The 12,305-nt window shown below is 70.6% G+C and carries 12 protein-coding genes; 1 reads left to right on the top strand and 11 read right to left on the bottom strand.

Going from position 1 to position 12,305, the window contains the following annotated elements:
* Positions 1–468 precede the first annotated feature (468 nt).
* Positions 469–1,593, top strand: a complete 1,125-nt coding sequence (locus ACFOYY_RS23400) for an RICIN domain-containing protein (protein WP_386191976.1) — start codon at positions 469–471, stop codon at positions 1,591–1,593.
* 549 nt (positions 1,594–2,142) lie between these two features.
* Here ACFOYY_RS23400 and ACFOYY_RS23395 read toward each other — a convergent pair.
* The 11 genes from ACFOYY_RS23395 to ACFOYY_RS23345 form a co-directional block, all read right to left on the bottom strand.
* Positions 2,143–2,301: an ATP-binding cassette domain-containing protein gene (locus ACFOYY_RS23395; protein WP_362778472.1), complete on the bottom strand. Its 159-nt coding sequence runs from the start codon at positions 2,299–2,301 to the stop codon at positions 2,143–2,145.
* Positions 2,291–3,376: a FecCD family ABC transporter permease gene (locus tag ACFOYY_RS23390; RefSeq protein ID WP_386191973.1), complete on the bottom strand. Its 1,086-nt coding sequence runs from the start codon at positions 3,374–3,376 to the stop codon at positions 2,291–2,293. Before ACFOYY_RS23390 ends, ACFOYY_RS23395 begins: the two co-directional genes overlap by 11 nt.
* The gene (locus tag ACFOYY_RS23385) at positions 3,369–4,457 is read right to left on the bottom strand and encodes an ABC transporter substrate-binding protein (protein WP_386191970.1); all 1,089 of its coding nucleotides are present in this window, start codon (positions 4,455–4,457) and stop codon (positions 3,369–3,371) included. The genes ACFOYY_RS23390 and ACFOYY_RS23385 overlap by 8 nt, the downstream gene beginning before the upstream one ends.
* A gap of 186 nt (positions 4,458–4,643) precedes the next feature.
* On the bottom strand, positions 4,644–5,240 hold the full coding sequence (locus ACFOYY_RS23380; protein WP_352014392.1) for a hypothetical protein: 597 nt from the start codon (positions 5,238–5,240) through the stop codon (positions 4,644–4,646).
* 75 nt (positions 5,241–5,315) lie between these two features.
* Positions 5,316–6,548, bottom strand: a complete 1,233-nt coding sequence (locus tag ACFOYY_RS23375; protein WP_362913615.1) for an MFS transporter — start codon at positions 6,546–6,548, stop codon at positions 5,316–5,318.
* Positions 6,545–6,949 carry a DUF2237 domain-containing protein gene (locus ACFOYY_RS23370; protein WP_352014390.1) on the bottom strand — a complete coding sequence of 135 codons (405 nt, stop codon included), beginning with the start codon at positions 6,947–6,949 and terminating at the stop codon, positions 6,545–6,547. The genes ACFOYY_RS23375 and ACFOYY_RS23370 overlap by 4 nt, the downstream gene beginning before the upstream one ends.
* Positions 6,946–8,472 carry an amidase family protein gene (locus ACFOYY_RS23365; protein ID WP_386191966.1) on the bottom strand — a complete coding sequence of 509 codons (1,527 nt, stop codon included), beginning with the start codon at positions 8,470–8,472 and terminating at the stop codon, positions 6,946–6,948. The genes ACFOYY_RS23370 and ACFOYY_RS23365 overlap by 4 nt, the downstream gene beginning before the upstream one ends.
* Complete coding sequence (locus tag ACFOYY_RS23360; RefSeq protein WP_352014388.1) at positions 8,469–9,707, bottom strand: YlbE family protein; 1,239 nt, start codon at positions 9,705–9,707, stop codon at positions 8,469–8,471. The genes ACFOYY_RS23365 and ACFOYY_RS23360 overlap by 4 nt, the downstream gene beginning before the upstream one ends.
* A gap of 86 nt (positions 9,708–9,793) precedes the next feature.
* Complete coding sequence (locus ACFOYY_RS23355) at positions 9,794–10,486, bottom strand: GntR family transcriptional regulator (protein WP_386191963.1); 693 nt, start codon at positions 10,484–10,486, stop codon at positions 9,794–9,796.
* Positions 10,483–11,430, bottom strand: a complete 948-nt coding sequence (locus tag ACFOYY_RS23350; protein WP_352014386.1) for a polysaccharide deacetylase family protein — start codon at positions 11,428–11,430, stop codon at positions 10,483–10,485. Before ACFOYY_RS23350 ends, ACFOYY_RS23355 begins: the two co-directional genes overlap by 4 nt.
* Positions 11,431–11,438: 8 nt before the next feature.
* Complete coding sequence (locus tag ACFOYY_RS23345; protein WP_362778453.1) at positions 11,439–12,140, bottom strand: maleate cis-trans isomerase family protein; 702 nt, start codon at positions 12,138–12,140, stop codon at positions 11,439–11,441.
* Positions 12,141–12,305 lie beyond the last annotated feature (165 nt).

The following is a 12,305-nucleotide window of genomic DNA, read 5'->3' as shown; positions in this document are numbered from 1 at the left end:
ACGTCGGCGCCGTGCTCGCCGCGCCCGTCCCGCCGGGCCTCGCCTCCCGTCGCGAACCCGCACCGCCCCAGCCGCGCACGGCGATGAGACTTTCCTCACCGGCACCGGTGAGCGATCCAAAGAAGGTACAAGGTCAACAGCGGAAACATGTGATCACGTGCGTTCTCATGCGCTCAACAACACACACGCCGACATACTTAAATTTTTTTCGGTCTCACTACGGCTAATCAGCCCAAACACCCACCGCGGACACCATATCGACACACAAAATCTCCGGCGAACGGCTCACCGATCACGAAGAAGGCTCAGGACCACGACCGAGGAGTTCACGATCGCGGCCCGGGGTGTGTAGGGCGGCAAGGGCGGGGTGGGGTTTGCCGGGAGGGTGGGCGTGCCCATGGGAAATCACACAGTGTTCATGATTGGATTCACATTGTAGCGATCATTGAGCGGGGGGATGCTTCACCCATGTCCATCATCAAGGCCGGTCAGACCTACCTGATCGGGAACGGGCGCAGCACCTACTACCTCAACGCGACCCGCGCCAGCACGGCGAGCGGCATGAACCTGGACCAGGAGTCCATAAAGATCTTCGGGGCGGAGTGTGACGCGCAAACCTGGCACGTCTTCCCCCTGGACAACGATTTCCACCTGTTCGCGAACAAGAACAGCGGCCTCATCATGAAGATCTTCGACGACAGCACCGAGCCGGGGAGGTCGGTGGAGCAGTACGAACTGGACTCGCCCGATCGGGCCCCAAGCCAGACCTGGCTCCTTGAGCACGTCTCCGGTAACACCTACCAGGTGCGCAACCAGAACAGTCAACTCTTCCTGAAGGTCAGGAATTCCTCCTTGATAAGAGGGACGAACATCGAACAGACCGCAGACGCCGACCCAGACAGCATGAAGTCGCGGCAGTGGGAGTTCAACGTCAGGGACAAGTTCGAGCGCGTGCTGAACCTGCCCACCTTCGAAGGGGTGACTATCGGTGACATCCACCGGCTGACCAGCTTTGAGCACCCGGACAAGGACACCACCGATCCCGTCGAGGTCGCCAACTTCGCCTACCCGTTCCCCCTCATCACCGACCAGGCCTACGACCGACGGCGCCAGGCACAGCTGAACCCGTACTACATCCTGCGCAGGTACGGCTACTGGAGGCGCGTCTTCCAGTACGAGCACGGAGGCGCCTCGGAGTACACGGAGAAGCAGACGACCCACGTCGGCCTTACGAGCCTCAACTCCGAGCAGGTGGAGAAGACCACCAGCACATCGGTGAGTGCCGGGGCGTCGTTCGGGTTCAAGGGGTTCGGCTCCTCCATCAGCGAGACCTTCGCCGAGCAGATGAAGGTGACCGTCACCAACCAGGAGATCACGGAGACCTGGGCAGAGCAGGAGATCAGCCGCACCTACAAGCAGGGCATCAGAGTCTCCGAGGCGCTCTGGTACCGCGAGGACAACTACGTCCTGGAACGCCTCGACGGAACCATGCTCATCAAGTGGACCGTCAGAGACGAAAACAAGGCTAAGACCGACGGCTGGCCCCGAGAGGCCATGAAGGAACTTGAGCAGTACCGATCACGCCTGACCTGAACAACCAACGACCGCGGACTGAGTCAGCGCGGGCTCAGGACTCCCAAAGTCGCGGCCAGGGGCAAAGCAGAGGGCTGACCGGGCAGAACATGCATGCTCTGCCCGATCACCGGAACCGCATCATCCCGGGCCGTGGCCCTAACGCCGATCGCTCCGCCGATCCGATCCCCGATACCGACCCGGGACAGGCCACCCACGTCCGACCCTGACAAGCGGTACAGCCCCAAACCCAGACACAACATGTACCGCCAAAGCTCAAACCGAGGGGACTCCGACTCCGGGAAGGAGGAGCGCAAACGCGCGGGTAGCGGCGATGGCTGAGGAAGGCCGGTCTTCCCGTCCGCCGACGTCCCCCAAAAGCGGAGCGGAGTCGGGGCAGGGGGTCAAGGTCGTTCGTCCAGTAGGGCGCTGCACCTTGACCCCCTGCCCCGACTCCGCTTATTCCCGCAGGGGGACGACGGCGGACGGGAAGACCGGCTAGGGGAAGATGTGCAGGAGGGGAGGGGTACGGCAAGAAACCCCAGGTCAAGGCCATCCCCGACAGGGTCGTTACCTAAGCGAAATATGTGTCAGGTTGCTAGTCGGCTTGCCGCTGCCGTTCGGGCCGACCAGCGCGACGAACTCCCCGGGTTCGGCGGTCAGGTCGACCTCGCTGACGATGGGGCGCGCGTCGATGCGCGCGCTGACCCCGGCCAGGTCAAGACGCATCGGAGCCCCCGTTCGTACGGCGGCGCAGCAACCACAGGAAGAACGGTACGCCGAACCCGGTGGTGAACACGCCGACGGGCAGTTCGTTGGGGCGGTCGACGACCCTGGCGGCCAGATCGACCAGCACCAGGAACAACGCCCCCGACAGCAGGGACGTCGGCAGCACACGCCGGTGGTCGGCCCCCACGACGAACCTGGTGCCGTGCGGGATCATCAGCCCGACGAACCCGATGCCGCCGACCACGCTGACCACGGTCGCGGTGAGCAGTGACCCGACCAGCAGCAGTCCGACGCGCTGCGCGGCAACCGGCACGCCGACGGCGACGGCCGCGTCCTGCCCGGCCAGCAGGGCGTTGAGCGCGCGGGCCTGGGTCAGCAGCCACGCCACGCAGGCCACGGTGACCAGGGCGGGCACCCCGAGGTCGTCCCAGGAGGCCCCGGCGACGCTGCCCATCAGCCAGAACATCATCCCCTGCAGCTCCGTCGGGTTGAGCTGGAGCTGGACGAAGGTGGTGGCCGCCGTGCAGAGGTATCCGACGGCGACCCCGCTCAGCACCAGCCAGGAGTCGAGCAGCTGCCCGGATCGCTGGGCCAGCACGTAGACCACCAGCGCCGAGGCCATCGCGGCGACGAAGGCGGCGCCGGTGACGCCGAGTGAACCGGCCAGCCCGGCCAGCGCCGTACCACCGAGGGCGGGCACCAGCACGGCGCCGAGGGAGGCCGCCGACGAGACGCCGAGCACGTAGGGGTCGGCGAGCGGGTTGCGGACCAGCGCCTGCAGCGCCACCCCGGCCACCGCCAGCCCCGCCCCGGCGAGCGCGGCCAGCAGGGCCCGTGGCGTACGGATCTCCCAGACGACCTGTCCGAGCATCGGGTCGGCCTGGTCGCCGTGGCCGGACAGATGCGCCCAGACCACCTGCCAGACCTGGCCGAAGGGCAGCGTGACCGAGCCGACGGAGACACCGAGCACCAGGGCCGCGACCAGGGCCGCCGCCAGTACGGCCAGCAGCGCCCCGGTCGCGGGTCCTGAGATCAGGTGGGGGCGGCTCTTCGCGGGGGTTGCGAGGTCAGTCACCGGGGTGCACCACCCGGGAGATCTTCTCCACGGCCCAGGCGTTGAGCGGGCCGAGGTAGGCGCCGTCGGAGACCACGGTGTAGCTCCTCGACCGGGACGCGGGCCACTGCGGGTAGGCGGCGAACAGCCTGGCCGCCTCCCGCTCGCCGTCCTCCCGGGGGCCGAACAGGCCGACGACCAGGACGTCGACCGGGGCGACGGCCAGCTGCTCCCTGTTGAGGGTGCGCGTCATGTCGGCGGTCTGACCGGCGAAGACGTTGACGCCCCCGGCCGCCCTGATCACGTCGTCGTAGATGCCCCCGGTCATCACGGCGGGCAGGCCGTTGGCGTTCATCATGGACATGCCGGGGTAGGCGATGAGCACCCTCCTGGCGGGGCGGCCGGAGACCCGCGCCCGTACGGCCTCGACCCGGGAGCGCAGCTGTCCGACCAGGTCCCGCGCCCGTTCCTGGACGTCGAAGATCCTGCCGAGCAGGCCGATGAACTCGAAGGTGGAGCCGATGGACTGGTCCCGGTAGGCGAGTTTCTCCTCCGGCGTCGCGTCGGGTTTGCCCATGGCGCAGTTGACCGGGTTGACGAGTGAGATGATCCCGGCGGCGGCGAGCTGCTCGCGGGTGGCGAAGCCGTTCCTGGCCTCGAACCCGCCGGACCAGGTGGAGACGACCAGGTCCGGCTTGAGGTTGAGCACCTGTTCCGCGGGCACGTCGAAGTTCTTGTTCATGGTCAGCCCGCCGGTCGGCAGCGCCCTGACCCTGCCGACCATCGACGGGTCGTCGGAGACGCCGTAGCTCTGCGCGTTGGCCAGGACGTTCCGCTCCAGGCCGAGCAGGACGAAGCTCTCCGCCTCGCCGACGCTCGTCCCGTTGAGGATCAGCACGCGTCGTGGCGGAGCCTGGAAGGTGATCCGCATGCCGCAGTTGTCGAGGGTCAACGGGTATAACGGGTATTCCGTGGGGCCGGGGGCCTCGGTGACCCGGGGTTTCGCGGCGGCCGGGTCTCCGCCCCGGGCGCCGCAGCCGGTGAGGGTCAGGGCCGTCGCGAGTACGGCGGCCAGTGGTCTGGTGAGACGGTCGAAGGACATGGGTGTTCGCGCTTTCTGCCGAGGGGAGAGCGCGCGCCGGGGCACCTCACGGAAGCACGGAGGCCGTACGGAGGAACACGGGAAGCCGCAGAGGAAGGTCGCGGAAGCCGTACGGAAAGGGTGCGCGCCGGCGCGCGGGACCGTGCCGGGCGGCCGTGACGGGCCGTCCGGGGTGGTCGCCGGATGTCAGAGGGCCGCGACCGACGCGGCGCGCGCTCCCGGAGGCCCTCTGCGCACGAGGGCGTGTCTCAGCAGGGTGCGGGCTCGGGGAGCCCCGATCTCCTCGGCCACCGGGACGGTGACCGGGCCGTACGGTTGCGGGGGCGTCAGGATCAGCAGGACCAGCAGGCGCCGCAGCACGTGCCCGGCCAGCTGCCTGGCCAGGGCGCACAGGTTCTCCTCGGCCCAGCGCAGCCACACCGAGGTCGCCACCACGCTCGCCAGGTGCATCAGCGGCATGCCCAGGGCCGAGGTGGCCATGTGGCCCATCTGCCCCGGGGGTGTGCCCGTCGTGTGGTGCGCCACCGCCGCCTGCGGCTCGCCGTAGGAGAGCAGGGCGTGTAGGACGACCTGCGACAGGCCGGTCGCGGGAAGGATGGCGCCGAAGGTCCGCTCACGTCCGGTGAGCGCCAGCGCGACCGGCACCAGCAGCAGGACGCCGCCGACGGCCGCCGCAGGGTCGAAGGATCCGCCGCCGAGCAGGTGACCGAGCACGGCCAGGGTGGCGCAGGTGACGGCGAACCCCGTCGCGCGTACCCACCTCACCGCCGAGAACGGCCCCATGGCGACAGATCATCTCAGACCACCACGGAGACCACCGCACCGGCCGAACGAAGGGCCCTCGACGAGCCTCTCGCACTATCCCGGCCGCAGGGCCGCCAGTCGTCGCCGGCCGAAGCCGCTGGCCGCGACGCCGACACAGGCCGCGCCCAGCGCGACCAGGAAGGCCGCCAGCGGGCCGTACCGGTCGGCGAGGGTGCCGGACAGGAAGGCGCCGATCGCGTAACCGATGACGACGGAGGAGGTCAGCACGGTCATGACCCACGAGATCCGCTGCACCGGGACCGTCATCTCGGCCTGGGTGTAGGCCGTGACGAGGATCGGGGCGATGGTGACGCCGGGCAGCACGATCAGCAGGCCCAGCGGCCACAGCCCGCCGATGTTCAGCCCGCCGACGATCGCCAGCGGCAGACTGAGGACGGCCAGCAGCGCGAAACCCGCCTGGAGCCTGCGGGCGAGCGGGAAGGAGGCGGGCAGCATCGGGACGAAGACCCCGGCCAGGGCGCTGCTCAGCCCGAGGATCGCGTAGATCAGCCCGGCGGCCCCCTCCGAGCCCGCGTCGACCGCGCGCCAGGTGACCCCGGCCTGCACCGAGCCGAAGTAGCAGCCCAGACCGGTCAGCCCGGCGGCGAGCAGGAACACCGGGACGCGCCGCACCGGAGCCGTGGCGGCCCCGTCCCGATCCTCGTGCCGGGTGACCATGGTCGCCGTCGGGTGCAGGGCGAAGGACACACAGGCCGTGGCGGTGAGCGCCGCCGCCATGAGCACCGCCGTGCGGGGGGAGGTGACCGTCGCGATGATGCCGACCAGGGCGGGGCCGAGGACGAAGGCGAACTCGTCGCTCGTCCCCTCGAAGCTCATCGCGGTGGGGAAGCGGTTCAGGGACAGCTTCCCGCGATGGACCAGCGCGGTCCAGCGGGCCCTGGACAGCGGCCCCACCTGCGGTACGGCGGAGCCCGCGACCACCGCGGAGGCCAGCGCCGCCCAGGTGGGCGCGTCCTGTTCGACGCACACCACCAGCAGGACGAGGGCGGCGGCGTGCAGCAGTGCGGCGACCAGCCCGGTCGGCCGGTGGCCGTACCGGTCGGCGGACCTGCCGATGAGCGGCCCGCCGGTGGCCTGCCCGATCGCGAAGGCCGAGGCGGTGGCGCCGCCCAGTGCCAGCGACCCGGTCGCCCCGCTGACCAGCAGCAGCGAGCCGAGCTGGCCCATGGAGGCGGGGATGCGGCCGAGCAGGGTGATCGCCAGGTACCACGGGCCGGTGGTCGCGGGCAGGGCGGCGTAGGCGCGTAGCGCGTTCCAGCGGCTCACGGTGTGTCCGGGGTTCGTCCGTCCGAGGCGCGGAGGTCCACGCCGTACTCCATCAGGACCTCGCGGGGGATCACCTCCAGGGCCCTGACGTTGGTCGCCGCGAGGTTCACCGGGCAGGCGTGACCGGCCAGGTAGGCCTCGTACCACTTGGCGGCGATCACGCACCAGTGGTCACCCGGTTTCAGCCCGGGGAAGGCCAGGTCGGGCCGGGGGGTCGCGATGTCGTTGTCCACCGTGGACTGGAAGGCGATGAAGCCCTCGTCGACGATCGCGCAGACGGTGTGCCCCTTGGGGTTGTCGGGGCCGGTGTGGCAGTGGCCGTCGCGGCGGTAACCGGTGATCGGGTCGAAGCCGCAGGCCTCCAGCGGCTCGCCGAAGACGTTCAGTGCCTGCTCGGTCATCGTTGGCTCCCGATGGTTTCGTGGTGCGGCGGCACGGGGCAGCGGAAGACGCGCTCGGCGAACTCGGCCGCGACCCGGGCCAGGCGGGCGTCGGCGCCGGGCCGTCCGACCAGCAGCATGCCGACCGGCAGCCCGTCGACGAATCCGCACGGGACGCTGAGCGCCGGGTGCCCGGTGAGGTTGAAGACGCAGTTGTTGTCGTGCATCTCGAAGGGGAGGTCGGTCTCGATCACGGCCTCGCGGGGGTCGGCGGGCAGCGGGTGCGGCGGCATCGGGACACTCGGCAGGACGAGGAGGTCGACCTCCCGCAGGGCCAGGTCCACCTGCTCGCGCAGCCTCCGGCGCAACTGCTGGGCGTAGGCCATGACCTTGCCGTGGGTGGCGTCCCGCAGCAGGGTGGCGCCGACGAGCGCCAGCACCCCGCCGACCGGGATGTCCTCCGGACGGTCGGCGACGGCCCGGCCGAAGGTCTCCCCGAAGTTCGGGTGGTAGGGCCCCTGGTGGTTGTTGCCCTGCAGCCGTGACTCGAAGACGGTGGTCAGGCCGCCCTCGATCGAGATGGGCAGGTGGATGTCCCTGCCGTACCGGTGCAGCGGCACCGAGACGTCTGACACGGTCAGCCCCAGTTTCTCCAGCGCCCGCGCGGCCCCGCGGACCACGTCGTCCAGGCGCGGGTCGGAACGGCCCGGCCAGCCGAACCCCTCGGTGAGGACCCCGGCCCGCAGCCCGGCCACCTCTTCGGCATACCCCTCGGCGTACGGCCCCGGCACGGCCGCCGCCTCAAGGAAGGCGACCAGGTCGGCGGCGTCCCTGGTCAGCACGCCGATGTGGTCGAGTGTGCGCTCGGTCGGCATGGCGCCGTCGTAGTCGACGATCCCATAGGTCGGCTTGAGTCCGAGGACGCCGCACCAGGCGGCGGGGTTGCGGACCGAGCCGCCGTGGTCGGTGCCGACGCCGTAGTCGGCCTGCCCGGTGGCGACCAGGACCGCGGCGCCGCTCGACGAGCCGCCCGCCGAGCGGCTCGGGTCCCAGGGGTTGCCCACCGGGCCGTGCGCGCTGGTGAAGCTCGACCCGGAGTAGCACAGGTCCTCGCAGACCGACGTGCCGACGATCACCGCCCCGGCGTCGCGCATCCGGCCGACGACCACCGAGTCCGAGCCGGGGACGAACCCGGCCATGAGGCGGCTGCCCAGGGTCATCGGCACCCCGCGCACCGCGACGGACTCCTTGACGGTCACCGTCCGCCCGGCCAGCGGCCCGGTTCCCGGCGTTTCGGGGTCGTCGATCCGGTACAGCCAGGCACCGTGCGGGTTGTCCGGACCGCGCGGCACCCGGGTGACCGCGACGGGCGGCGGTTCCGGGGCTTTGGAGGCGTGATCCTCGGCCGCCAGGTCCCGGACGCGGCCGTAGGCGTCGCGCATCCGGTCGATCGCCGGGCCGAGCCTGCCGACCAGCCCGGGGTCGAGGTTCCACCGGCCCGCGACGGCCTCCAGGTCCGCTGAGGTGAAGGAAGGGAGGCTCACCCGCGCCGCTCCGTTTCCTCCGTGAGCGCCTGGCTGGCCGCGACGAACGGTTCGATCGGGATCGAGGTGATCCCGGCGCCGACCCGGCCGCGTCCCGGCTCCCGGTGGGCGAGGCCGTTGTTGATGACGGGTTCGACGCCGAGGGCGCGCACCCGGTGCACGTCGATGCCGAGCGGGGTGCCCAGGAAGTCCTCGGCCGGGATGAGGAACCGCTCGCTCGTCCCGGCGCACAGGGTCCGCATGCGCCGGGTGATCCCCTGGGCCAGGGCCATGTCGCCGCCGACGAAGGACATGATCGCGGGGGCGGCGGTCATCGCGAGGGCGCCGAAGCCCGCGGTCTCGGCGATCATCGAGTCGCCCATGGTCGGGGTGACGTCGTCGAGGGTCGCCCCCTCGACGAGGACCGGGTCGCCGACCGGCGAGGGCACGGTGAACCAGCGGTCGCCGAGGCCGCTGACGCGGATGCCGAACTCCCGCCCGTTGCCCGCCATGGTCGTGACGATCGGGCTGCCCGCGATGCCGCTCGCGGTCAGCGTGACCGCCTTGGCCGCCGAGATCGCGAAGGGCAGCGCGAAGTGCCCGTTGCCCGCGACGAAGGCCACGACCTCCGCCAGGTCCTCCCGGTCGAGGCGGGAGCGCAGCAGGCCGGGGGTGAGCGTGACCAGCAGGGCCGCGCTGGTGGCCACCAGCCGGTTGTGGCAGTCGTCGCCCCGGCGCAGCCCCTCGGCGACCAGGGCGATCAGGTCGAGCGGCTCGGAGTTCGCCACGGCCTCGTCGAGGGCGGGGGCGAGCACGTCGCCGAGCCGGCGCAGCCGCGCCAGCGTCACCTCGTCGTACGACCCGTAGCGCATGGCCCCGCCGATGCCCTCGTTCAGGGGGGAGAACGTCCGCAGCCCGCCGGCGGTCTCGGCGACCACGACGGGGGTGCCGGGGGTGACGATGCCGGCCATGGCCCCCACGGCGCCGGCGTCGTGGCAGGGGCTGATGCTCACCTCGCCGTGGTCGATGATCGCCTCGGCCTCGGCGACGGACCCGGCCTCCTTCTCCAGGAGCAGGCCCGCGATGATCCCGCCCCGCATGGGCCCGGGGATGTCGGCCAGGGCGATCGGCGGTCCCGCGTGCAGGAAGTGCCGTGGCCCGACCTGGTCGGTGGCGTCGCGGGCCTTGCAGACGCGGCGCAGGTGGACGTCGGTGCCGTTGAGGGCGTCGAGTGTCGCCCGGGTCGGATCGGACATGGCGGTGCTCCTGATATGTGGGAAGGCGAAGGCACGGCGGGGTCGCTCGCCGTGGGGGAAACGCTGTGTGGATTTCTCGAACAGGCCTAGGCGGAGGGGGCCTGGTGCCGCTCGGCCAGGAGCTTGCGTACGATCTCCCGGTTCAGCCGGGCGTGCCTGCGCGCGTGCTCGGCGGCCAGGTCGGGGGAGCCGGAGGCGATCGCCTCGAACCAGGCGGAGTGCTCCTCGAACAGGTCGTGCGGGTCGCCGGTCTGGCGCAGCAGCCAGTGCAGACGTCCCTGGAGGGGTTCGAGCACGGTCTGCAGGAGGACGTTGTGGGACAGCTTCAGGATCTCGTCGTGGAAGGCCTCGTTGGCCTCGCCGAGGGCCACCCGGTCTCCGGCGTCAAGGGCCTTGCGGCCCCTGGCCAGGGCGTTGCGGACCCGTCGCAGCTCGGCCTTGGTCGCCCGGGTCGCCGCCTGCCGGCTGGCCAGGACCTCAAGGGCCTCCCTGACGTCGAACAGCTCCTCGACGTCCTGCTCGGACAGCTCGACGACGACCGCGCCCCTGCGGGGGACCGTCCTGACGAACCCCTCGGTCTCCAGCGCCCGGATGGCCTCGCGCACCGGAAGCCTGGAGACGCCGAGCTGGGCCGCGATCTCGGTCTCGACGAGCCGGGTGCCCGCGGGGTAGACGTCGTCGATGATCCGCCGGCGCAGCTCGTCGCGGACGCGGTCCCTGAGCGGCTTGTAGTCGGCGTCGATGTCGAAAGAACCCGGCGCGTCCGGCTGCCTGCTCACAGGGTCGTCTCCCCGGTGTTCGGTCTCGGCCCGGGACCGTCGCCGACGGGCGCCGGACGCTCGGTCTCCTCGAAAGGATAACGCCGCCGGAAGTCGTCGGCCGCCGCGTCGAAGGTGGTGAACTCGACCCCGGGAAGGCCGAGCCAGTCGTCGAAGAGCCGTTCCAGCATCATCAGCACCTGGGGCCGTCCGGAGACGTCGGGGTGGAGCGTCATGGGGAACACCGCGTAGTCCAGCTCACGGTAGACCCAGTCGAACTGGTCGCGCCACAGCTGCTCGACGTCGCGGGGGCTGACGAAGCCGTGGCTGTTGGCGGACTTCTTGACGAACATCATCGGCGGCAGATCGTCGACGTACCAGTTGCCGCAGAACTCGACGAGGTCCACCTCGGTGCCGTGTTTGAGGGGTTTCATCCAGTCGGCGGCCCGTCCGGTGTAGTCGATCTTCGTCCACTCGTCGCCGACCCGGGCGTAGAAGGGGTGGAAGTCGTTGTAGTTCTGCGAGTGGTCGTAGGAGAAGCCGAACTCCTTGAGCAGGCCCGCGGTGTTGGGGCTCATCTCCCACCAGGGGGCGACGTAGCCGCGCGGGGGCCGTCCCCACAGGCGTTCGACCAGCTCGACGCAGCGGCCGAGCACGTCCCGCTCCTGGTCGGGGGTCATGTCGATGGGGTTCTCGTGGGAGTAGCCGTGCGCCCCGATCTCGTGCCCCGCCTCGGCGACGGCCGCCATCTCGGTGGGGAAGGTCTCGATGGAGTGGCCCGGGATGAACCAGGTCGTCCGCAGGCCGTACCGCTCGAAGAGCTGGAGCAGGCGTGGGGTGCCGACCTCACCGGCGAACACGCCGCGCTGGATGTCGTTGGGGGAGTCCTCGCCGCCGTAGGAGCCGAGCCAGCCGGCGACCGCGTCGACGTCGACCCCCACGAGGATCTTTATGTCCTTGGCCATGCTTTTCCTCATCTCTGGGCGGCGAGCAGCTCGCCGTACCCGGTGATCGGAGTGGTGTCCCCGGCCAGGACGAGGGCCCGCCACAGGGTCGCCGCGACGCTGTCCACCACCGGGACGCCGTACCCGGCCTCCCAGCGGGCGGCCAGGTGCGCGGCGCGCACGTTGGTGCACACCACCGCGACCGCGTCGCAGCCCGCGGCGGCGAGCCCGTCGAAGGCCGCGTCGAGCTCGGCGTCGCCGATCAGCGCGAAGTCGTAGTTGGTGGTGCGGCCGAGGTGGCGGGCCGCCCGCACGGGAAGGCCCTGCTCGGCGTAGTTCACGGCGATGGCCTCCCCGACGTCCGGTGTGTACGGCGTGAGCAGGCCGGGACGTTCGGACCCGAAGGCCCGCAGCGCCGTGAGCATGGCCAGGGTCGAGGTGGTCGCGGGGACGCCGGCGACCTCCTCCATGGCGCGGCACAGGCGTTCGTCACGGCCGGGGCCGAGCCACGAGCCCGAGGTGCCGTTCCAGGCGACGACGTCCACGCGGGCGTCACCGAGGAGTCTGGCGGCGTCGGTGAAGGTGTCCTGGTCGAACTGACGGGTGTCGGCCGGATCGAGGCTGATGCTCGTCACCCTGATCCGGGTGAAGTGGACCGAGACGTCGTTCCTCGCGGCCAGCAGGGCGCCGGTGACGGGTTCGACGACGGTGTTGGAAGACGGGGCGATCATGCCTATCCGCCGGGCGGCCGGCTGCACTGTGCCTCCGCTCAGAGGGGTCGATTAGGGATACGGTATACAGAATCCTAAGAAGTGGTCCGTAGGAAAACAAGTCGTTGACACTGGTATAGGTCGCGCTTAATCTCCATATACCGCTAACCGGATACCCACTGTAAC

It is taken from the genome of Streptosporangium jomthongense (assembly GCF_042650425.1).
Taxonomy (GTDB): Bacteria; Actinomycetota; Actinomycetes; order Streptosporangiales; family Streptosporangiaceae; genus Streptosporangium.
This window is presented reverse-complemented; position numbering and strand designations above follow the sequence as displayed.

Coding starts and splice junctions, on each gene's coding strand:
- ACFOYY_RS23345 (WP_362778453.1), bottom strand. CDS start 12,140: ATGATCGCCCCGTCTTCCAACACCGTCGTCGAACCCGTCACCGGCGCC.
- ACFOYY_RS23400 (WP_386191976.1), top strand. CDS start 469: ATGTCCATCATCAAGGCCGGTCAGACCTACCTGATCGGGAACGGGCGC.
- ACFOYY_RS23370 (WP_352014390.1), bottom strand. CDS start 6,949: ATGACCGAGCAGGCACTGAACGTCTTCGGCGAGCCGCTGGAGGCCTGC.
- ACFOYY_RS23360 (WP_352014388.1), bottom strand. CDS start 9,707: ATGTCCGATCCGACCCGGGCGACACTCGACGCCCTCAACGGCACCGAC.
- ACFOYY_RS23350 (WP_352014386.1), bottom strand. CDS start 11,430: ATGGCCAAGGACATAAAGATCCTCGTGGGGGTCGACGTCGACGCGGTC.
- ACFOYY_RS23395 (WP_362778472.1), bottom strand. CDS start 2,301: ATGCGTCTTGACCTGGCCGGGGTCAGCGCGCGCATCGACGCGCGCCCC.
- ACFOYY_RS23380 (WP_352014392.1), bottom strand. CDS start 5,240: ATGGGGCCGTTCTCGGCGGTGAGGTGGGTACGCGCGACGGGGTTCGCC.
- ACFOYY_RS23385 (WP_386191970.1), bottom strand. CDS start 4,457: ATGTCCTTCGACCGTCTCACCAGACCACTGGCCGCCGTACTCGCGACG.